The following is a 21,659-nucleotide window of genomic DNA, read 5'->3' as shown; positions in this document are numbered from 1 at the left end:
CTATGAACCCGGCGGCCAGCGTTACAAGCGCGGCAAGCGCACCGCGCGCAAAACCCCGTGCGGTCGTGTTCGCGTATCACAACGTCGGCGTGCGCTGCCTGCAGGTCCTGCTCGCGCGCGGCGTGGAAGTCGCGCTCGTTGTCACGCACGAAGACAATCCGGACGAAAACATCTGGTTCGGCAGCGTGAAGTCGGTCGCGGCGGATCATGGCATCGCGGTCATCACGCCGGCCGATCCCAAGTCGCCCGAACTGCGTGACGCAATTAGCGAGCTCGCGCCCGACTTCATTTTCTCGTTCTATTACCGGCACATGCTGCCGGTCGGCCTGCTCGCGCTCGCCGCGCGCGGCGCGTACAACATGCACGGTTCGTTGTTGCCGAAGTATCGAGGACGCGTGCCCACTAATTGGGCCGTGCTGAACGGAGAAACAGAAACGGGCGCGACGCTGCACGAGATGGCCGCAAAGCCCGACGCAGGCGCGATCCTCGCCCAGACGCCCGTGCCCATTCTCCCCGACGACACCGCGGCGCAAGTCTTCGACAAAACCACCGTCGCCGCGGAACAAACTCTGTGGCGTGTCTTGCCGGCTTTAATTGCGGGCGAAGCGCCGCATTTGCCGAACGACCTCACCAAAGGCAGCTACTTCGGCGGCCGGAAGCCGGAGGATGGCCGCATCGACTGGTCGCAAACGGCGCTGCAGGTCTACAACCTGATTCGCGCCGTCGCGCCGCCGTATCCCGGGGCTTTTACGGACATCGGCCAGCAGCGGTTTATCGTCGCGCGGGCTCGTCTCGTGCCCGAAAACGGCCTGCCGGGTATCACTGCCGAGACCCTGCGTGAGGTTTCGAATTTGCCCCCTGGCCTGCACGTGAAGGATAATGCCCTGTTTGGCGTATGCGGCGACAGCCGCGTGGTCGCCATCCGTGAATTACGGCAACCATTCGTGGACGAAAGCCAGACTCCAGCCGGCGGCGAACGCGTCGTCAGTCCCGCCGAATTCGGCCGACTCACTCAATCACTTCCTCATTCATGAAAAAAGTCCTGATCCTGGGTGTCAACGGCTTCATTGGCCACCACCTCTCCAAGCGCATTCTCGAGACGACCGACTGGGAAGTCTTCGGTATGGACATGCAACGCGACCGTCTCGGCGACCTCGCCAACCACGAGCGCATGCATTTCTTCGAAGGCGACATCACGATCAACAAAGAGTGGGTCGAGTATCACATCAAGAAGTGCGATGTGATCCTGCCGCTGGTTGCTATCGCCACGCCAGCCACCTACGTCAAGCAGCCACTACGCGTGTTCGAACTCGACTTCGAAGCGAACCTGCCTATCGTGCGTTCGGCCGTGAAATACGGTAAGCACCTCGTGTTTCCGTCGACGTCCGAGGTGTACGGCATGTGCACCGACGAGCAATTCGATCCCGAAGAATCGCAACTGACCTACGGCCCGATCAACAAGCCGCGCTGGATCTACGCGTGTTCGAAGCAGTTGATGGACCGCGTGATCTGGGGTTACGGCATGGAAGGCCTGAACTTCACGCTGTTCCGCCCATTCAACTGGATCGGCCCGGGCCTCGACTCGATCTACACGCCAAAGGAAGGCAGCTCACGCGTAGTGACGCAATTCCTGGGTCACATCGTGCGCGGTGAAAACATCAGCCTCGTCGATGGCGGCGCGCAAAAGCGTGCGTTCACGGACATTGATGACGGCATCGGCGCGTTGATGAAGATCATCGAAAACAAGAACGGCGTGGCGACGGGCAAGATCTATAACATCGGCAATCCGAGCAATAACTTCTCGGTCCGCGAACTCGCGCACAAGATGTTGAAGCTGGCGAACGAGATCAGCGAATACGCAGAGAGCGCGAAGACGGTTCAACTCGTGGAGACGTCTTCGGGCGACTACTACGGCTCGGGTTACCAAGACGTGCAGAACCGCGTGCCGAAGATCGACAACACGATCCAGGAACTCGACTGGAAGCCGGTTGCGACCATGGACGACGCGTTGCGCAAGATTTTCGAAGCCTATCGCGGCGATGTAGGCACGGCGCGGCGCCTTGTCGAAGATCAGTCTTAAGGACGGCGCGTGGCTCGCATCGTTCTGAAAATCGACGTCGACACCCTGCGCGGCACGCGTGAAGGCGTGCCGAATCTGGCACGCCTGCTCGACAAATACCACGCCCGCGCCACGTTCCTGTTCAGCCTCGGACCCGATCACACCGGCTGGGCATTGCGCCGCGTGTTTCGCCCGGGGTTTCTCAAGAAGGTGTCGCGGACGTCGGTGGTCGAGCATTACGGCATCAAGACGCTGATGTACGGCGTGCTCTTGCCGGGGCCGGATATCGGCCGCCGTGCGGTTGCCGAAATGCGCGCGATTCACGAAGCGGGCTTCGAGTGCGGCATCCACACGTGGGATCACGTGTACTGGCAGGACAATGTCCGTGCCGGCGATCGCGAGTGGACAGCCGGCCAGATGCAGCGCAGCCATGCACGTTTCGCCGAGATCTTCGGCACGCCGCCTGTTACGCACGGCGCGGCAGGCTGGCAGATGAACGGCTACGCGTTCGAACAGATCGACGCCTGGGGCATGAAATACGCGTCCGACGGCCGTGGCCATACGCCCTACATTCCCGTGCTCGACGGCCGGACGCTGAATCACATCCAGATGCCAACCACGCTGCCTACGCTGGATGAAATCCTCGGTGTGGATGGCGTGGACGTGAGCAACGTGGCCGCGCATTTGCTGGGGCTGACGTCGAAGCAGGCGCAGGACCAGGTGTACACGCTGCACGCCGAACTTGAGGGACAAAAGCTGGCCGGCGTATTCGAGCAATTGCTGGCCGGCTGGAGCGCACAAGGTCACAGCTTCTGCACGATGGGCGACTATCATGCGACGCTGGACCGCGCGACGCTGCCCACGTACCCTGTCGCGTGGGGCGAGATTCCAGGCCGCGCGGGCGAGCTGATATTGCAGCCGGATTAATACACGTCGGGCGGATTGAAGCACGTGCACGTCTGACGCTTGTTTTAGGCTCGACCGAGCAAGATATTTTTCAAACTCGGGCGGCCGATTCGGCCGATTCGGCTCTGCCGAACCGGGCACGCAGGTGCCAAGTCAGATCAAACCCAGCCGGACCACGCCTTACCCCGACGCCTCAAGCTTCCCCCGGATCCGCACTACCGTTCCAAAGTGCTCGCTCTCCAGAAACCGGAGTACGGACACGCATCACCCGACAACAACAACCATCTTTCATGGGACCGGAGCCAGCGCTATAGGACCAGGTAAGCGCTAAAGCGCCAACCCTGTTCTACACGCCCACTCCGGTCGACAAAGGAGAAACTTCGTGCCGATCGCAGTCGATCAACCCGTTCCCGATTTCACCGCGCCCGCAACCGGCGGCGACTTTTCGCTGTCTAGTCTGCGAGGCAAAAAAGTCGTGCTGTTTTTTTATCCGAAAGACAACACGCCCGGCTGCACGACGGAAAGCCTGCAGTTCCGTGATCTTTATGCGCAATTCAAGAAGGCAGGCGCTGAGGTGATCGGTATCTCGCGTGACAGCGTGAAGTCGCACGACAATTTCAAGGCCAAGCTGGAACTGCCGTACACGCTGGTTTCCGACTCTGACGAAGCGATTTGCACGCTCTTTGGTGTCATCAAAATGAAGAAAATGTATGGCAAGGAAGTACGCGGAATCGAGCGTTCGACCTTCCTGCTGGACGCGAACGGCGTGCTTCGCCGCGAGTTCCGTGGCGTAAAGGTTCCAGGCCACGTCGAGCAGATTGTGGAAGCTGTACAAGCGCTTTGAGGCACGTTATATTGATTCGCAATGAGCGCTTGCCCTTCTCTCCATTTCTCTTTGCGTAGCGTCCGGTGTTTCGCGGTTTCCCCCGCGACCGGCACGGGGTCCCGCTACACGCCACGCCAGCAATTCTGGGGCGTGGCGGAAGCTGAAAGGCGCTTTGAAGCAGGCGCTGTCGAGCCGCTGGTCCCATCGTCCGGGACGGCGGCTTTTTTGTTTGCGGACGCTTCCTTTCCCGCAGCGTGCGCCCTCTGGGCGTCCCGCGCCGTCCGTGTGTTTCATGCCCGTTTTCTTCAGGACGCAACTTCCAAGGAGCCGATCGAAATCTAGGCGAACCGGCGTTTTCGAAACCGAAGCGCGTCTCCGGGCGCAAACTGCATCGACGTCCGGCCTCCGACTGAAAGCCTAGGGCCTGAAAGATCCACGCAGGATGCGACAGGCGACGCACGACATACGATCCGAATCCTATCGAGGAAAACCATGCCTTTGCCTACCGCACCCGTCAAGCTCGGCAACCTCCTGCCGTCTGAAGAATACAAAGCCAAAGCCCGGCCTGCCCGAACATCGAAAAAGCAGGCAAGCGACGGCGATCCAGTTGAAACCGAAAACGATTTTGGCGCGAGCGTCGGTGCTTCGCGGCCTGCTGCCGCGAACACCGCCAATACGCTACGCGCCATAGCAAGCGAGACACTGGCGAACGCGGCCAAAGGCTCGGCGGTGGAAGCCTCCGACTCAGCGCCCGCCTCGCGCACCCGCCGCACGAAACAAACGGCGGCGTTGCTGCAACCCGCTGCGGCGCCTGCCGAACAGGTCGAAACCACGCCGGCTGTCGCTCGTGCGCCGGTCGAGGCACGCTCGCCGTCGCGCGCCGAAGCACCGGCTGCGCCCGTGGCCGCTGCAAGTCAACCGCGCGGCCAGCAGAAACGCCGTCAGCGCGGTCAGCCGGAAAACGAGATCGGCAAGCTGTTCGTGCTCGACACGAACGTGCTGATGCACGATCCGTCATCGCTGTTCCGGTTCGAGGAACACGACGTCTATCTGCCGATGATGACGCTCGAGGAACTCGATAACCACAAGAAGGGCATGTCGGAAGTGGCGCGCAATGCGCGTCAGGTGAGCCGCACGCTGGATGCATTGGTCGCCCATGTTGGCGAGATGTCGGCAGGCTTGCCATTGTCCGCGCTGGGCAATCGCGATGCGACCGGTCGCCTGTACTTCCAGACCACGCTGACCGACATTGAGCCGGTCGAAGGCCTGCCGGTCGGCAAGGCCGACAACCAGATTCTCGGCGTAGTTCGCGCGCTGCAAAAGGAACGCACGGATCGCCAGGTCGTGCTGGTGTCGAAAGACATCAACATGCGCATCAAGGCACACGCGCTCGGCCTGCCCGCTGAAGATTATTTCAACGACCAGGTGCTGGAAGACAAGGACCTGCTCTATTCCGGCGTACGCGCGTTGCCTTCGGACTTCTGGACGAAGCACGCGAAGGGCATGGAAAGCTGGCAAGAAACGAAGACGGGCACGACGTATTACCGTGTGACCGGTCCGCAATGCGCGTCCATGCTGGTGAACGAGTTCGTTTATTTCGAACCGCAGAACGGCGAACCTTCGTTCTACGGCATCGTGCGCGAGTTGAATGGCAAGACAGCGCTGTTGCAAACGCTGCGCGATTACAGCCACCACAAGAACAATGTGTGGGGCATTACGTCGCGCAATCGCGAGCAGAATTTCGCGTTGAATTTGCTGATGAACCCCGACGTGGATTTCGTTACGCTGCTGGGTCAGGCCGGTACCGGCAAGACCTTGATGGCGCTGGCCGCCGGCCTCGCGCAAGTGCTGGACGACAAGCGTTATAACGAGATCATCGTGACGCGTGCGACGGTTCCGGTTGGCGAAGACATCGGCTTCTTGCCGGGTACGGAAGAGGAAAAAATGCAGCCGTGGATGGGCGCATTCGACGACAACCTCGAAGTCCTGCAAAAGACCGACGATGCCGCCGGCGAATGGGGCCGCGCCGCCACGCAGGAACTGATCCGATCGCGCCTGAAGGTGAAGAGCATGAACTTCATGCGCGGCCGGACTTTCGTGGACAAGTACGTGATCATCGACGAGGCGCAGAATTTAACGCCCAAGCAGATGAAAACGCTCGTCACGCGCGCCGGTCCGGGGACGAAGATCGTGTGTCTGGGCAATATCGCGCAGATCGACACGCCGTACCTGACGGAAGGCAGTTCGGGCCTGACGTACGTGGTCGACCGCTTCAAGGGCTGGACGCATAGTGGTCACGTCACGCTCGCGCGCGGCGAACGCTCACGTCTGGCGGATTACGCGTCCGAGATTCTTTAAATTTTCGACACGCTTGAAAGCCCGGCAAGCATCGCTTGCCGGGCTTTTTTATGTCTTTTCAGCGCGTTTTGAGCCTGAAAATACGTTTCTCCGGAGCAACACTTACAGCGTAAACCTCAAGTGACTTATCAAGAAAACTTGCTCGCGCCCCGTCTGACGGGCTAGTATCGCGAGACCGCCATCATGGCGAGCGTTCACGTTCACCCTCCGCTCGCCCCGCCGAATGCGTCGACTCTGGTCACTGCTGCTCCTCACCCTCCTCGTTGCCGCGTGCTCCAGCGCGCCGACGCGGGTGTCGCGTGCGCCGGCTGCATCGAACGCTACCGCGTCTAATCGCACGTTTGCCACACCGTCCGGCTTCCCGAATTTCGTCGATCACAGCGTCGGGCGCGAGGAAATTTCCATTCAGGCTATGTCGCTTGTGGGCGTGCCGTATCGATGGGGAGGCAACACGCCGGAGGCAGGTTTCGATTGCAGCGGGCTGGTGCGCTATGTGGTGGATCGGGCGGCATCGGTGAATCTGCCGCGCACGACCGCGGACATGAGTGTGCGCGGCGAGTCGATCGAGCCTGACGAAGTTGCCCCTGGCGACCTGATTTTCTTCAACACTACAGGCCGGCCGCATTCGCACGTCGGCATCTACGTGGGTAAGCTGCGCTTCGTGAACGCGCCGTCGACAGGCGGCACCGTGCGGCTCGATTACCTCACCAATCCTTATTGGGCCAAGCGTTTCGATGGCATCCGGCGCGTCGCGCCGCCGAAAGCCGCGCCGGCTCCGTTCGATGCACCCACTTACCTAGCCTCGCCAGTCCCCGTCCCGGTGGATGGCGCGTCAAGCCGGTCATCGACGCAGGTTGCAGCGACGGCCAACGGAGCGACCACCGCCGAGCGCTATGAACCGCCGCGCGCTCCGCCAATGACGGCACCACCCGCAGGCTCCTACCGTACCGCCGCCGATCAGTTCGAACCGCCGCCGCCCGCGTTGTCAGCCGCACAACGGCAAGCGCAATCGGCGGGTGCGGTGTCGCCGGCCGTCGCCACGGCCCGCTCCGGCGCCGATCCGTTCGAACCGCCGCCATCCTCGCTTTCCGCCGCACAGCGTCAATCGCAAGCAGCAAACGCAATCTCGCCGCCGCGCGAATTGCAGGCTGAATCGCAGGCTGAATCGAATGCAGTGGCTGCGGCATCGAATGCGCCTGATCCAATCGCAGCCGCTGCCGATGCCTTCGAACCGCCGCCGCCCACCGCCCGCCTCGCCGCGCAGCAGGTGCGCTCAGTGCAAGCGCAGCAACCCTCATCGGTTGGCCGGATTCCCGCGACCGACCCATCCGCACACGTGATGCGCGCCTCCACCAATTCACTCACGCCCACGCGTCCCGCTGCCGCCGACGACCCCATCGCGAAGTTTGCCAACGGCAGCTACTGAGCCGTTATCCGTCGCTCGCGTTCAACTCGCTTCCAGCGCGCTTTCCCGAACCGCACACACTTCCCAGCGTCTGCTATCGTGTCTCGATCACGATTTCACGCGTCATCGAATTGACCGTCGAATCGACCATCGGCCTCGACAGGAGTGAACTTCATGGACTTGGGACTCGCCGGCAAGATCGTGCTCATCACGGGCGGCAGCAAGGGGATTGGCTTCGCGTGCGCGCGGGCATTTGCAGCGGAAGGCGCGCGCGTCGCGATTGTTTCACGCGATCCGGCAAACCTCGCCCGCGCGCGCGAAGAACTCGCGAAAGATGGTTTTCACGTGCATCTCGCGCGTGCCGATCTGCACGAAGCGCACAGCGCGCAAGACGTAGTGGAGGAAGCGACAGGCGCGTTAGGCCCGATCGATATTCTTGTAAATTGCGCGGGCGCCGCTAAACGCTACGATCCCGATCTTCTCGATGCCGCGGGCTACAAGGCCGCGATGGACGCGAAATATTTCCCCTGCATCTACCCCCAGCAAGCCGTGCTGAAGCAAATGGCCGAACGGCTGAAAGCGAACCCCAAGGCCGAGCCGGGTGCGGTCGTGAACATCATCGGGATGGGAGGGAAATTCGCGAGCGATATTCATATCGCGGGCGGCGCGGCAAATGCGGCGCTGATGCTGGCAACTGTCGGTCTCGCGCATCATTACGCGAAACTGGGCATTCGCATCAACGCGATCAATCCGGGCGCGACGTTGACGGAACGTGTGGAGGAATCGCTGGCGCTCGAGGCGCAGAGACTGGGTGTCACGCGAGATGAAGCGCTGGCGCTAAGTCAGGCAAAGGTGCCGCTTGGGCGATACGCGAAACCCGAGGAGATCGCAGACGTTGCGCTGTTTCTGGCGAGCCGCCGGGCGAGTTACGTATCGGGCGCGATCATTCCGATGGACGGTGTCAGCGCGCCACTGATTTGACGCACGAAGCCCGGGTGACTTAAAAACAAGTCACCCGCGAGTGGTTCGTTCAAAGAAAGCGATGTCCGAGCCACCATGCGGCGGCGGCCATGACGGCAGACGCCGGAATGGTCAGGATCCAGGCCCAGACGATGTTCCCCGCCACGCCCCAACGCACAGCGCTGAACTTCTGCGTCGCACCGACGCCGACAATCGCGCCTGTGATCGTGTGCGTGGTCGACACGGGAATACCGAGAAACGACGCGACGAACAACGTAATCGCCCCGCCCGACTCCGCGCAAAATCCGCCGACGGGCTTGAGCTTCGTGATCTTCTGGCCCATGGTGCGCACGATGCGCCAGCCGCCGAACAGTGTTCCGAGTCCCATCGACAGATAACATCCGCCGATCACCCAGAGTGGTGGCGCATCGGCCGAAGCTGACCAATAACCCGCCGCAATCAGCAGCATCCAGATAACGCCAATTGTTTTCTGCGCATCATTGCCGCCGTGCCCAAGGCTATACAACCCCGCCGATATCAGCTGCCAGCGCCTGAATCGCCGGTCCACCTTGGACGGTGGCGTGCGGAAATACATCCACGACACGATCAGCATGAACAGCGATCCGAGCACAAAACCCAGCACCGGCGAGATAAAGATAAACGAGACGGTCTTGAGCAAGCCCTCCATATTCAGCGAGCCCCACCCTGACTTCGCCCACGCCGAGCCGACCAGGCCGCCGATCAGCGCGTGTGACGAACTCGACGGAATGCCGTAGTGCCACGTAATGATGTTCCAGCCGATCGCCCCGACAAGCGCGCCGAAGATCACATACTGATCGACAATAGCTGGGTCAATCGTCCCTCTGCCAACGGTGGCGGCGACCTTCAAATGGAAGACGAAATACGCAATGACGTTGAACGCGGCGGCGAACGCCACGGCTTGCTGAGGTTTCAGCACGCCCGTGGACACAACGGTTGCGATGGAGTTGGCGGCGTCGTGGAAGCCGTTCATGAAGTCGAACACGAGTGCGACCACGACGAGCGTAATAACGGCCCAGAGGGCGAGTTGAATCGAATGCATCGTTTATCGAGTGAGTGGCGCGGCTGAAATCAGGCGTTTTCCAGCACGATGCCTTCGATGATGTTCGCGACATCCTCGCATTTGTCGGTGATCGTCTCGAGCAATTCGTAGATTGCCTTGAGCTTGATCAGCGTCTTGACGTTGTCCTCTTCGCGGAAGAGTTTCGACATGGCCGAGCGCAGCACGCGGTCGGCGTCCGATTCCAGACGGTCGATTTCTTCGCAAATCTTGAGGATTTCGCTGGCGCGCTTCATGTCGGCGAGCAGCTTGACGGCTTGCTGCACGCGCTCGGACGTGGCCGTACAGATATGCGCGAGCTGGCTCATTTCCGCGGTCGATTCGCGCACGTCGTAAAGCGAGATGGCCGTGGCGACGTCTTCCATCAGGTCGAGAATGTCGTCCATCGTCGTGATGAGCTTGTGGATTTCGTCGCGATCGAGCGGCGTGATGAAGGTCTTGTGAAGCAGGTCGATGGTTTCGTGCGTGAGCTTGTCCGCACGTTTTTCGTTGGTCTGGACGTTCTGCTTATGGACTTCCATCTGGTCCATGTTGTCGATCAGCAGTTCGAGTTCGTGACTGGCGTCAACGATGCACTTTGCGTGCGCATTGAAGATTTCGAAAAATTTGCCCTCAGTGGGCATGAATCGACCGAACATGAAAATCCCGGAAAGTGGCTCAAAATGGCGCTGACATAAAACTGCCACATTGTACCTTCGCGGGACCACCGCCGCACCCTGACCGGCGTCAAATCGGGAGCAGCGGCGAACAAATTTCCTGCTAGATTCCCTTAGTCGCCGTAGAAATTCTGCGCACCGGCAAAATTCTCGAACTTCGTGTATTGACCCTGGAACGTGAGGCGAATAGGACCGATCGGCCCGTTACGCTGCTTACCGATGATGATCTCGGCCGTGCCTTTGTCGGGGCTGTCCGGGTTGTAGACTTCGTCGCGATAGATGAAAAGAATCACGTCCGCGTCCTGTTCGATAGCGCCGGATTCACGCAAGTCGGACATGATCGGGCGTTTATTCGGACGCTGCTCCAACCCGCGATTCAACTGCGACAGGGCCATCACCGGAACATCCAGTTCCTTCGCAAGGCTTTTAAGCGAACGCGAGATTTCCGAAATTTCGGTCGCACGGTTTTCACCGGCCGATCCGGAGCCGGACATGAGCTGCAAATAATCCACGATAATCAGGCCCAGCTTGCCGCATTGCCGCGCCAGACGGCGCGAGCGCGAGCGCAATTCCATCGGGTTCAGACCACCCGTTTCATCGATAAAAATCTGCGCCTCGCTCATTTTCTGCACCGCGTGCGTGAGCTTCGGCCAGTCTTCGTCGGTGAGACGGCCGGTACGCATTCTGTGCTGATCGAGACGACCGACCGAGCCCAACATCCGCATGGTGAGCTGCGTGCCCGGCATTTCCATCGAGAACACAGCGACCGGAAGGCCATATTCCACGGCCACGTATTCGCCAATATTCATGGAAAACGCGGTTTTACCCATCGACGGCCGCCCCGCCACAATGATCAGTTCACCACCGTGCATACCTGACGTCATGCGGTCCAGATCGACGAAACCTGTTGGCGTGCCCGTCACATCGCTTGGATTCGCGGTGTGATAAAGCGTGTCGATACGCTCGACCACTTGCGTCAGCAGCGGCCCAATCTCAAGAAAACCCTGCGTGCCGCGCGCGCCGCTTTCCGCGATCGAGAACACTTTCGCCTCGGCCTCGTCCAGCAACTGGCGCACTTCCTTGCCTTGCGGATTAAAGGCATCGGCGGAAATTTCATCGGCGACTGACACCAGACGGCGCAACACCGCGCGATCCCGCACGATTTCCGCGTATCGGCGGATATTCGCGGCGCTCGGCGTGTTCTGCGCGAGCGCGTTCAGGTACGCCAGGCCGCCGACTTCCTCAGCCTTGCCGGTATTCGTCAGCGCCTCGTAGACGGTGATCACGTCGGCTGGGCGCGTGGTCGCGATCAGCTTGCCGATCGCCTCGTAAATGATCCGATGGTCGTAGCGGTAGAAGTCGCCGTGCGACATCACGTCCGCAATACGGTCCCATGCGGCGTTATCCAGCAGCAAACCGCCAATGACGGACTGCTCGGCTTCGATGGAATGCGGCGGGACCTTCAGCGCATCCAGTTGGGGATCTTTCGACGGTGCGTTCATGGGGAGGAATTATCGGCGAAATGACGGGCGGCGGCGAGGCCGGAAAAACAAAAAGGCGGGAACCGCTCGCGGTTCCCGCCTTTCTTTTACTGCGGTATTGCTTTTGCATCGACGGCGGGACTAAGCCCGGCCGTCAAGGCGAGCGAAATACGCTTAAGCGTGTTCGCCGAGCACCGACACCGTCACGTCGACAACTACGTCGGTGTGCAGTGCGATCTGGATGGCGTGATCGCCAACCAGCTTCAGCGGGCCGTCGGCCAGACGCACTTGCGACTTTTCGACTTCGGCCAGACCTTGCTTCTTCAGCGCTTCGGCGATGTCCGCGTTCGTCACCGAACCGAACAAACGACCGTCGACGCCAGCCTTTTGCGAGATCTGAACGGTTGCACCGCTCAGCTTTTCGCCCAGGGCCGTAGCCGCTGCCAGCTTTTCAGCGGCCACTTTTTCCAGATCAGCACGGCGCACTTCGAATTCCGCGATTGCGTCCTTCGTTGCACGGCGGGCCTTCTTGCCCGGGATCAGGAAGTTACGTGCGTAACCGTCCTTGACACGAACGATGTCGCCCAGGTTGCCCAGGTTGACGACTTTTTCCAAAAGAATGATTTGCATTTGGCTTTTTCCTTATTGCGTCGTCTGATTAGGCCTTGTGCAGGTCGGTGTACGGCAGCAGCGCGAGAAAACGAGCGCGCTTGATAGCCGTATCGAGCTGACGTTGGTAGTGAGCCTTCGTTCCTGTCAGACGAGCCGGCGTGATCTTGCCGTTCTCACCAACGAAGTCCTTCAGCGTTTCCGTGTCCTTGTAGTCGATAGACTCGACATTGGCCGCGGTGAAACGGCAGAACTTCTTGCGCTTGAAGAGCGGGTTTTGTTGCTGACGACGTTTGTCGAATTTCTTACCAGTCGGGCGGGGCATGTTCAGTCCTTTCCAATATCCTGCAATTCTGTGATGTGAAACACCAGGGTTCGCGCGTTGCGGCTTTTCTTTGCCATGAAGCCCGTGAAGAGCGTTTCTACGCCCATGACGAGGCCTTCCAGCTTGCCGCTCGCAGCACCGGCCGCGACCGCCGGGAGAGTCAGTTCGATTTGCCGGGCAATGCCCGCTTCGACAACTTCCGTACGGTGATGCAACGTGCAACTCGCTATGGGGACGCCGGCGGGGGTGTACCGCACCGGTTCTCGCTCCACAACGCTTGCTGTCAGTTGCAGCCGGTTCACTTGATTCCTGGTGACGCGACGACTTCAAAAGTCGCCTTCTTGATTAGTTTGCCTGCGAGCTTGCGGCCGGAGCTGCATGAGCTTCAGTCGACGGCTGGCTGGCCGCCTTCTTGGCTTCTTCGCGGTGAACTTCCTTCATCATCGGCGACGGGCCGGTTTCGGCCTTCTTCAGCTTGACGATGAGGTGACGCAGCACAGCGTCGTTGAACTTGAACGCGTGTTCCAGTTCTTCGAGCGTTTCCTGGCTGCATTCAATGTTCATGCACACGTAGTGAGCCTTCGCAAGCTTCTCGATCATGTAAGCCAGCTGACGGCGGCCCCAGTCTTCGATGCGATGGATCGAACCACCGTGTGTGGTGATCGTGGTTTTGTACCGTTCGATCATGGCGGGCACTTGCTCGCTTTGATCCGGATGCACGATAAATACGATTTCGTAATGACGCATTGTTACTCCTTGAGGATATAAAGCCACCCGGGCGTCGGACCGGTGCGGCAAGAGAGAAGCCAGCGATTATAGCGAGATACGGCCGGCCACACAACTGATTTACGCACTTCGCGTATTACTTCCGCTGTGTTTTCAATGGCTTAGCGGTTTTGTATGTCCGCTAAGCCTTGAAAGTCACCGTTCGCGGTTCCAATAATCCGGCTGTGCGTAGATTTTCTTCAAATAATCAATGAAGTAGCGCACTTTTGCGGGCACGTAGCGCTGCTGTGGATAGACCGCGAGGATGTCGTAATCGGGTAGCGCGAACTCGTCCAGCACGGTTTCCAGCTCGCCCGTCGCCAGTTGACGCTGGATTTCCCACGTCGAGCGCCAGCCGAGCCCATGCCCTTCGGATACCCATCGATGCAGCAATTCGCCGTCGTTGCAATCCAGGTTGCCCGCGACACGCACCGTCGCGAGTTTGCCGTTGCGACGGAAATACCAGCCGCGATTCTGCCCGCCCTGCAAATTGAACGCGAGGCAGTTGTGGCGCGGCAGGTCATCGAGTGATTTCGGCTTGCCGTGCTTCTTGAAATACGCCGGCGTGCCGCAGACCACGCGGCGGTTATCGGCGAGTTTCACGGCAACGAAGTTCTGATCAACCGCCCCGCCTATGCGGATCGACAGGTCGTAACCCTCGCGGATCAGGTCGGCTACGCGGTCGTTGAGGTTAAACGACATCTGTAACGCGGGTTTATCGACGAGAAAAGCCGGCGCGTGCGGCGCCACGTGCATTCGTCCAAAGGCCGCCGGCGCGGAGACAATCAAGTGGCCGTCGACGGTGCGCTGGCCATCGGCGAGTTCGTCTTCCGCCTGGTTCCAGTCGGCCAGCAGTCCACGGCAGCGCTCAAGGAACGCCGCGCCCTCCTCGCTTACCACTAGCCGGCGGGTGGAGCGGTACATCAGCTTGACGCCCAGACGCTTCTCCAACGCATCAATACGCCGCCCCAAAATCACTGGCGACACCCCCTCCTCCAGCGCCGCCGCGGCCAGACTGCCGGCCTCGGCGACCTTTACGAACGTCTCAATCTGCCTGAAGCGATCCATTGTCTTGCCTCCATTCCGTACTTTTTGTATCGGATCAAACGACTCTGGCTGATCTTATCAACACTCTGGCATACGCATAAAGTCACCTCAACGACATTGCGCAACGGCGCAATGCAGCAGAACACAATGGAAGGAGACACTCATGACAAAAATGCGAGCAGTCGACGCAGCCGTTCTCGTGCTGGAAAAAGAAGGGATCGAAATGGCGTTCGGCGTTCCGGGCGCGGCGATCAACCCGTTCTATTCCGCCCTGCAACGGGCCGGCAGCATCGGACATGTGCTGGCACGCCACGTAGAAGGCGCGTCGCATATGGCCGAGGGTTATACGCGGGCGGCGCCGGGAAATATCGGCGTGTGTATTGGCACGTCGGGACCGGCGGGAACGGACATGATCACCGGGTTGTATTCCGCCCAGGCTGATTCCATTCCTATTCTGGCCATTACGGGTCAGGCACCGCGTGCGCGTCTTTATAAAGAAGACTTCCAGGCCGTCGATATTGAATCGATCGCCAAGCCGGTGACCAAGTGGGCGGTGACCGTGCGCGAACCGGCGCTCGTGCCGCGCGTGTTCCAGCAAGCATTCCACTTGATGCGCTCAGGCCGTCCGGGTCCGGTGCTGGTCGATCTGCCGATCGATGTGCAGCTCGCGGAAATAGAATTCGATATCGACACGTATGAACCGCTTCCCGTCTATAAGCCGAAAGCTTCGCGTGGTCAGGTCGAAAAGGCCTTGGCGATGCTCAACGCATCCGAGCGGCCGTTGATCGTTTCCGGCGGCGGCGTGCTGAATGCAGCGGCCGAGGATCTGCTGGTCGAGTTCGCTGAAATCATGAACGTGCCGGTGATCCCCACGCTGATGAGCTGGGGCGCGATCCCCGACGACCATCCGCTGATGGCCGGCATGTGCGGTTTGCAAACGGCGCACCGGTACGGCAACGCTTCGATGCTCGCGTCCGACTTCGTGCTCGGTATCGGCAATCGCTGGGCTAATCGTCACACGGGCAGCGTCGAGGTCTATACGAAGGGCCGTACGTTTGTGCACGTCGATATCGAGCCGACGCAGATCGGCCGCGTGTTCGGCCCGGATCTCGGCATTGTCTCCGACGCTAAATTCGCGCTGGAATTGTTCGTCGAAGTGGCACGTGAATGGAAGGCCGCGGGCAAGCTGAAGGATCGCGGCACGTGGGTCGGCGAGTGCCAGGAACGCAAGCGCACGCTGCATCGCAAGACGCACTTCGACAACGTGCCGATGAAGCCGCAACGCGTCTACGAAGAGATGAACAAGGTCTTCGGCCGCGATACCTGCTACGTCTCGACGATTGGTCTTTCGCAAATCGCCGGCGCTCAGTTCCTGCATGTGTATAAAGCGCGCAACTGGATCAATTGCGGTCAGGCCGGCCCGCTCGGCTGGACCATTCCGGCGGCGCTCGGTGTTCGTGCAGCGGACCCGCAACGGCCGATCGTCGCGCTCTCGGGCGATTACGACTTCCAGTTCATGATCGAAGAGCTCGCCGTTGGCGCGCAATTCCGGCTGCCGTATATCCACGTGGTCGTGAATAACTCGTACCTTGGCCTGATCCGTCAGGCACAGCGCGGCTTCGATATGGACTACTGCGTCCAGCTCGCCTTCGAGAACATCAACGCGCCCGATTTGAACGGTTACGGCGTCGATCACGTCGCAGTGGCCGAAGGACTTGGCTGCAAGGCAGTGCGCGTCTTCAATCCCGAAGACCTCGCTCCCGCCCTTCGCAAGGCGCAGGGAATGCTCGCTGAATTCGGCGTGCCGATCATTGTTGAAGTGATCCTCGAGCGTGTGACGAACATCGCGATGGGCACGGAGATCGATGCGATCAACGAATTCGAACCACTCGCCGAAAGCGAGCAGGACGCACCGACGGCCATTGCGTACAACGCCTGAGAGAGAACAAAGATCATGCCGAAATTTGCTGCCAACCTGACCATGCTGTTCAACGAAGTGCCGTTCCTCGACCGCTTTGCAGCGGCCGCCGATGCGGGCTTTGAAGCGGTCGAGTTCCTGTTCCCGTATCCGTACTCGGCGGCAGACTTGCGTCAACGTCTGGACGCCAACAATCTCCAGCTCGTCCTGCATAACTTGCCGGCTGGAAATTGGGAAGGCGGCGAGCGTGGCATCGCCTGCCTGCCCGATCGGAAGGAAGAATTCCGTGAGGGCGTGGCGCGCGCGATTGAGTACGCGAAGGCGTTGAACGTGCCGCAGCTGAACTGTCTCGTCGGCATTCCGCCGGCATCGGTGAGCCGTGAGGAAGCGCGGGCGACCATCGTTGAAAATTTGAAGTTCGCGGCCGCTGCGTTGAAGAAAGAAGGCATCAGGCTGCTGGTCGAGCCGTGCAATCACTTCGATATCCCCGGCTTCGCGCTGAACAAATCGCAAGAAGGACTGGATGTAATTCGCGACGTAGGGTCGGACAACCTGTTCCTGCAATACGACATCTATCACATGCAGCGCATGGAAGGCGAACTGGCTGCCACGATCAAGCGCAACCTGCCGTCAATTGCCCATATTCAACTGGCCGATAACCCGGGTCGCAACGAGCCGGGCACGGGAGAAATCAACTATCCGTTCCTGTTCTCGCTGCTGGACTCAATCGGCTACGACGGCTGGATCGGTTGCGAATACAAACCGCGCGGCACGACCGTAGCCGGCCTTGTCTGGCTGCAGGAAATCGCTGGCCTGAAGACTGCGCGCGCAGTGGCATAACTGGAGGAGACACACGCAATGGCAACAATCGGATTTATCGGCCTTGGCATCATGGGCGCGCACATGGCGCGCAATTTGAAGAAAGCAGGCCATTCGCTGGTGCTGAACGGCGCGTTTCCCGTGCCGGACGACCTGCGCTCACTGGGCAAATTGGTCGACAGCTCGACTGACGTCGCGCGAGCAAGCGAGATCGTCGTCATCATGGTGCCGGACACCCCCGATGTCGCTAACGTCCTCTTTGCTGAAGACGGCGTGGCGAAGGGACTCGAGAAAGGCCAGCTCGTGATCGACATGAGCTCCATCTCACCGCTCGAAACGCAAGCGTTCGCGAAGAAAATCAACGCGCTGGGCTGCGATTATCTTGATGCGCCGGTGTCAGGCGGTGAAGTCGGGGCGCGTGAAGCCTCGTTGACGATCATGGTCGGCGGCCCGGAAGCGGCGTTCGAACGTGCAAAGCCGCTCTTCGATGTCATGGGCAAGAACGTGACGCTTATCGGCGATAACGGCGCGGGACAAACGTGCAAGGTCGCTAACCAGATCATCGTGGCGTTGAACATTGAAGCGGTGGCCGAAGCGTTGCTGTTCGCGTCTAAGTCCGGTGCAGATCCCGAGCGCGTGCGGCGTGCGTTGATGGGCGGTTTCGCCGCATCGCGGATCTTGGAAGTTCACGGCGAGCGCATGACGAAGCGCACGTTCAATCCGGGCTTTCGGATCGAATTGCATCAGAAGGATCTGAACCTCGCGCTGGAAAGTGCGAAGAAACTGGGTCTTGCTTTACCGCATACCGCGAGCGCGCAGCAGTTGTTCAGCGTGTGCGTGGCGAACGGCGGCCGTGAGTGGGATCACTCGGGAATGGTGCGGGCGCTGGAACTGATGTCGAATCATCAGGTTACCGAATGAACTGCTTGAAAACCGGCTAATTTATACGCGCATCTGTAATGTACCTATACGCATAGCCGGTTGCAGAAAGTGCAATAAAGCGGGGTCCGTCAAGCGGCGCCCGGTGGTGACGTGGAAGCCTTGGTCGGTCAGACGTCATTGCCGGGTGTCCGCCTTGCCGGATCTTTTTTGCTTTGTTGCCTTATGCGCATCAAAATGCCTGCCTACACAGTTTGACAATTCCATCGGGGAAATCCGAGAACTATCGCTTAGTTCTGGAGACTAAATGGCTCGGCTCTATCAGGCCGATCTACCCGGTTATTACAGGAGTTGCAACATGGGCATTCTCAGTTTCATCAAGGACGCTGGCGAGAAGTTATTCGGCGCTGTTTCGACCACGGCTAAAGCAGCACCCGCAGCAGCGGCACCGGATATCGCGGCTCTCAACAAAACGGCCGGCGATGCAATCGCGGCGTATATCCGCACGCAAGGCTTGAACGCCGACAACCTGCAAGTCAGCTTCGATGGCGCGTCGCATACGGTCACGGTAAGCGGCCAGGCCGCGGATCAGGCGACGAAGGAAAAGATCGTCGTGGCAGCGGGTAACGTTCAGCATGTGGACAAGGTCGACGATCAACTGACCGTACCCACCCCCACACCCGTTTCGCAATTTCATACTGTGGCTTCCGGCGACAATCTCTGGAAGATCGCCGACAAATACTACGGCAACGGCGCGAAGAACGACGTTATCTTCGAAGCCAACAAACCGATGCTCAAGAGCCCGGACAAGATCTACCCGGGACAGGTTCTGCGGATTCCCGCGCTGGCTTGATCAACGCCGGTGGAATGCTTGGATGCTTGAATGAAAACGCGACTCGAGGGTCGCGTTTTTTATTGCATCGGCGAACCCCGCGTGGCTCCCTGCAAACAAGCGACGCTGGCTCTTTTGGGCTACGTAAAGGCGCTCTATGATCTCCCTCACCCTCTCCTCACGCCACGAAAAGCCCCATCCATGACCTTAACATCTCCGCTTCAGATCAGATCGGCGGCCATTCCTGACTTCGACGCATGGTTGACGCTATGGCGCGGCTATCAGGCGTTCTACAAGACCGATATCCCCATGGATACCACCCTGCGCACATGGGTGCGTATGCTCGATCCTGCTGAGCCCGTGTTCGCTGCAGTCGCAGTCATGGACGGCCGCATAGTCGGAATCGTGCATTGGATCATGCATCGGTCATGCTGGACTGCAGGCGACTACTGTTATCTGCAGGACTTATACGTGGAACCGGATATTCGCGGAGCCGGGATTGGACGCAAGCTCATCGAGCATGTCTATGCCAAGGCCGAAGAAGCGCAATGCTCGCGAGTCTGGTGGCTGACTCATGAAACCAATACCGACGCGATGCAGTTGTATGACCGCATCGCGGACCGGTCGGGCTTTGTGCAGTATCGGAAGATGCTGGGCGGATAGAACTCTAACGCCGGAGATCCGGCGTTTATCTAGCGTCAATATGTATCGAAGACGCGTTGCAAATCTGCCGACGCAGTGCCCGCCGCCAGCGCCAGCATCAGCAGCACGCGCGCCTTGTACGGGTTCAAAGCGCCTGCTGTGATCGAGCCGAGCGCATCGTCGGGCGCAGCGCCATTACGCATTACATGCCCCGCCCCAACCCGCGACGACCGGACCACCGCAACGCCTTGTTTGATGGCATCGGCAACCGCCTGTTGCAGCGTCGAATGAATCGAGCCGTTGCCCGTCCCTGCCATCACGAGCCCTTTGACACCCGTGGCAACGAGTGCATCGATAGCCGCTCGCGACGCCCCCGCGTAACTCGTCACGATCTCGACCGCGGGCAGTTCGGCGGGCATCTGGAACGGGCTATGCAGCGTATGCGGCCTAACCACTGAACGCTGGAATTCTACCTGCCCGTCCTGCACCCAGCCGAGCGCACCACCTTCGGGCGAACGGAACGCATCGACGGCATAGGTGCTTGTCTTGGTCACGTCGCGGGCACAGTGGATCTGGTTGTTGAACGCGACCAGCACGCCCTGCTTCCACGATGCCCGGCTCGCCGCTACCGTTACCGCGTTGAGGAGGTTCAGCGGGCCATCGGCGGATAAAGCCGTCGCGGGCCGCATGGCCGCCGTGAGCACGACCGGTTTTTCGCTTTTAACAGTGAGATGCAGCAGGTAGGCAGTTTCCTCAAGGGTGTCCGTGCCATGCGTGATGACGATGCCGTCGATATCGTCCTGCGCCAGCAACGCATTCACCCGCGTGCAAAGCGTGGCCCACAGCGCAGGTGTCATGTCCTTGCTGTCGATGCTCGCTACTTGCTCGGCCTGGATCTGCGCGACTTGCGAGAGCGAAGGCACGGCGCCGAGCAGTTTATCGACGCCGACCACGCCGGCCTTGTAACCCGAGGTTTTCGAGGCATCGCCGGCCTCGCCCGCAATGGTCCCGCCGGTGGCCAGCACCGCGATCCGCGGCAATGAAATGTGTGATGAGTTCATGGCCGTAATTGTAGCGGAGCGGTGACCGGCTGATTTTGTAAGCTCTATGCAGCTTCCCGCAATTGCGCCGCGATCTGCGCTTCATCCAGTTGCGGCGCGAACATCTCGATCAACCTGTACGCATACGCCCGCAGGAAAGCACCCTTCCTCAAACCCACGCGCGTGGTGCTCGCTTCGAACAGATGCTGCGTGTCGAGCGCGACGAGTTCGGTATCGCGTTTTTCGTCGAAGGCCATTGCCGCCACAATGCCGATGCCCATGCCCAGTTCCACGTACGTCTTGATGACGTCGGCATCGATAGCGGTCAGCACCACGTCCGGCAGCGCGCCCGCTTTCGCAAACGCCTGATCCACATGCGAGCGGCCGGTGAAATCATGGTCATACGTGACGATCGGATATTCGGCGATCTCGTCGAGCGTGATGTTCTCGCGGCCGACCAGCGGATGCCCCTTTGGCACCACCACCGTGTGATGCCACGAATAGCACGGGAACGTGACGATATCCGGGTACCTGTCGAGCGCTTCCGTCGAAATGCCGATGTCCGCCTCGCCGTTGATGATCATCTGCGCGATCTGTTGCGGACTGCCCTGACGCAGTGCGAGATGGACCTTCGGGAATACCTCGGTGAACTGGCGGATCACCTTGGGCAGCGCGTAACGCGCCTGCGTGTGCGTGGTTGCCACCACCAGATGGCCGTTGTCCTGATCGGCAAATTGGCGAGCCACGCGGCGCAGATTCTCGGCATCGAGCAGCATGCGCTCGATCACCTGATGCACTTCCTTGCCCGGCTCGGTGAGGCCCGTGAGACGCTTGCCGCGTCGAATGAAGATATCGACGCCAAGTTCGTCCTCGAGATCCTTGATCTGCTTCGATACACCCGATTGGGACGTATAGAGCACGTTCGCTACCTCGGTCAGATTCATGTTCTGCCGGACGGCTTCACGTACGAAACGCAATTGCTGGAAGTTCATGTCAGCCTCTCTTTTCAGTATGCTTGCTCAGTAAGCTCGTT

22 protein-coding genes are annotated in these 21,659 nt (G+C 59.9%); 12 read left to right on the top strand and 10 right to left on the bottom strand.

What is annotated here, in order from left to right:
• Window positions 1-2: 2 nt before the first annotated feature.
• From GSQ93_RS09425 to GSQ93_RS09395, 7 genes are all read left to right on the top strand, one after another.
• On the top strand, window positions 3-1,034 hold the full coding sequence (locus tag GSQ93_RS09425) for a formyltransferase (protein ID WP_158935393.1): 1,032 nt from the start codon (window positions 3-5) through the stop codon (window positions 1,032-1,034).
• Window positions 1,031-2,080 (top strand): bifunctional UDP-4-keto-pentose/UDP-xylose synthase, encoded by a 1,050-nt coding sequence (locus GSQ93_RS09420; protein ID WP_158935392.1) that lies wholly within the window; start codon window positions 1,031-1,033, stop codon window positions 2,078-2,080. Before GSQ93_RS09425 ends, GSQ93_RS09420 begins: the two co-directional genes overlap by 4 nt.
• 9 nt (window positions 2,081-2,089) lie before the next feature.
• A complete protein-coding gene (locus GSQ93_RS09415; RefSeq protein WP_158935391.1) occupies window positions 2,090-2,986 on the top strand; it encodes a polysaccharide deacetylase family protein in 897 nt (298 codons plus the stop codon).
• Window positions 2,987-3,347: 361 nt separating this feature from the next.
• Entirely contained in the window at window positions 3,348-3,809 is a 462-nt protein-coding gene (locus GSQ93_RS09410; protein ID WP_158935390.1) for a peroxiredoxin, read from the top strand.
• A 474-nt stretch (window positions 3,810-4,283) separates the two neighbouring features.
• Window positions 4,284-6,149: a PhoH family protein gene (locus GSQ93_RS09405; RefSeq protein ID WP_158935389.1), complete on the top strand. Its 1,866-nt coding sequence runs from the start codon at window positions 4,284-4,286 to the stop codon at window positions 6,147-6,149.
• Window positions 6,150-6,372: 223 nt separating this feature from the next.
• Window positions 6,373-7,575 (top strand): NlpC/P60 family protein, encoded by a 1,203-nt coding sequence (locus GSQ93_RS09400; RefSeq protein ID WP_158935388.1) that lies wholly within the window; start codon window positions 6,373-6,375, stop codon window positions 7,573-7,575.
• A 153-nt stretch (window positions 7,576-7,728) separates the two neighbouring features.
• On the top strand, window positions 7,729-8,535 hold the full coding sequence (locus GSQ93_RS09395) for an SDR family NAD(P)-dependent oxidoreductase (protein ID WP_158935387.1): 807 nt from the start codon (window positions 7,729-7,731) through the stop codon (window positions 8,533-8,535).
• 49 nt (window positions 8,536-8,584) lie between these two features.
• Here GSQ93_RS09395 and GSQ93_RS09390 read toward each other — a convergent pair whose 3' ends face one another.
• From GSQ93_RS09390 to GSQ93_RS09355, 8 genes are all read right to left on the bottom strand, one after another.
• Window positions 8,585-9,595 carry an inorganic phosphate transporter gene (locus GSQ93_RS09390; RefSeq protein WP_158935386.1) on the bottom strand — a complete coding sequence of 337 codons (1,011 nt, stop codon included), beginning with the start codon at window positions 9,593-9,595 and terminating at the stop codon, window positions 8,585-8,587.
• Between the two features lie 29 nt (window positions 9,596-9,624).
• Complete coding sequence (locus GSQ93_RS09385) at window positions 9,625-10,251, bottom strand: DUF47 domain-containing protein (protein ID WP_089159053.1); 627 nt, start codon at window positions 10,249-10,251, stop codon at window positions 9,625-9,627.
• A gap of 131 nt (window positions 10,252-10,382) precedes the next feature.
• Window positions 10,383-11,771, bottom strand: coding sequence for a replicative DNA helicase (locus tag GSQ93_RS09380; protein WP_031359785.1), 1,389 nt, complete (start codon window positions 11,769-11,771; stop codon window positions 10,383-10,385).
• A gap of 153 nt (window positions 11,772-11,924) precedes the next feature.
• Window positions 11,925-12,380: a 50S ribosomal protein L9 gene (gene rplI / locus GSQ93_RS09375; RefSeq protein WP_158935385.1), complete on the bottom strand. Its 456-nt coding sequence runs from the start codon at window positions 12,378-12,380 to the stop codon at window positions 11,925-11,927.
• Window positions 12,381-12,408: 28 nt separating this feature from the next.
• Entirely contained in the window at window positions 12,409-12,684 is a 276-nt protein-coding gene (gene rpsR / locus GSQ93_RS09370; protein WP_158935384.1) for a 30S ribosomal protein S18, read from the bottom strand.
• A 2-nt stretch (window positions 12,685-12,686) separates the two neighbouring features.
• Window positions 12,687-12,986, bottom strand: coding sequence for a primosomal replication protein N (gene priB / locus GSQ93_RS09365; protein WP_031359788.1), 300 nt, complete (start codon window positions 12,984-12,986; stop codon window positions 12,687-12,689).
• 43 nt (window positions 12,987-13,029) lie between these two features.
• Entirely contained in the window at window positions 13,030-13,431 is a 402-nt protein-coding gene (rpsF, locus tag GSQ93_RS09360) for a 30S ribosomal protein S6 (RefSeq protein ID WP_031359789.1), read from the bottom strand.
• A gap of 174 nt (window positions 13,432-13,605) precedes the next feature.
• Entirely contained in the window at window positions 13,606-14,517 is a 912-nt protein-coding gene (locus GSQ93_RS09355) for a LysR family transcriptional regulator (protein WP_158935383.1), read from the bottom strand.
• A 142-nt stretch (window positions 14,518-14,659) separates the two neighbouring features.
• On the opposite strand from GSQ93_RS09355, the gene gcl reads away from it, so the two are divergent.
• From gcl to GSQ93_RS09330, 5 genes are all read left to right on the top strand, one after another.
• Window positions 14,660-16,435, top strand: coding sequence for a glyoxylate carboligase (gene gcl, locus GSQ93_RS09350; RefSeq protein ID WP_158935382.1), 1,776 nt, complete (start codon window positions 14,660-14,662; stop codon window positions 16,433-16,435).
• Between the two features lie 15 nt (window positions 16,436-16,450).
• Complete coding sequence (hyi, locus tag GSQ93_RS09345; RefSeq protein WP_158935381.1) at window positions 16,451-17,254, top strand: hydroxypyruvate isomerase; 804 nt, start codon at window positions 16,451-16,453, stop codon at window positions 17,252-17,254.
• Between the two features lie 18 nt (window positions 17,255-17,272).
• The gene (glxR, locus tag GSQ93_RS09340) at window positions 17,273-18,154 is read left to right on the top strand and encodes a 2-hydroxy-3-oxopropionate reductase (protein WP_158935380.1); all 882 of its coding nucleotides are present in this window, start codon (window positions 17,273-17,275) and stop codon (window positions 18,152-18,154) included.
• Between the two features lie 316 nt (window positions 18,155-18,470).
• The gene (lysM, locus tag GSQ93_RS09335) at window positions 18,471-18,965 is read left to right on the top strand and encodes a peptidoglycan-binding protein LysM (RefSeq protein ID WP_158935456.1); all 495 of its coding nucleotides are present in this window, start codon (window positions 18,471-18,473) and stop codon (window positions 18,963-18,965) included.
• 180 nt (window positions 18,966-19,145) lie between these two features.
• Complete coding sequence (locus GSQ93_RS09330; RefSeq protein WP_158935379.1) at window positions 19,146-19,607, top strand: GNAT family N-acetyltransferase; 462 nt, start codon at window positions 19,146-19,148, stop codon at window positions 19,605-19,607.
• Window positions 19,608-19,642: 35 nt separating this feature from the next.
• On the opposite strand, the gene GSQ93_RS09325 is transcribed toward GSQ93_RS09330, so the two are convergent.
• Together GSQ93_RS09325 and GSQ93_RS09320 are read right to left on the bottom strand one after the other, a co-directional pair.
• Entirely contained in the window at window positions 19,643-20,656 is a 1,014-nt protein-coding gene (locus tag GSQ93_RS09325; RefSeq protein ID WP_301952054.1) for an asparaginase, read from the bottom strand.
• 35 nt (window positions 20,657-20,691) lie between these two features.
• Window positions 20,692-21,618 (bottom strand): CysB family HTH-type transcriptional regulator, encoded by a 927-nt coding sequence (locus GSQ93_RS09320; protein ID WP_062090223.1) that lies wholly within the window; start codon window positions 21,616-21,618, stop codon window positions 20,692-20,694.
• Window positions 21,619-21,659: the final 41 nt, after the last annotated feature.

Origin of the sequence: Burkholderia sp. S171, from assembly GCF_009766085.1 — a bacterium.
In the GTDB taxonomy this organism is placed as follows: Bacteria; Pseudomonadota; Gammaproteobacteria; order Burkholderiales; family Burkholderiaceae; genus Caballeronia.
This window is presented reverse-complemented; position numbering and strand designations above follow the sequence as displayed.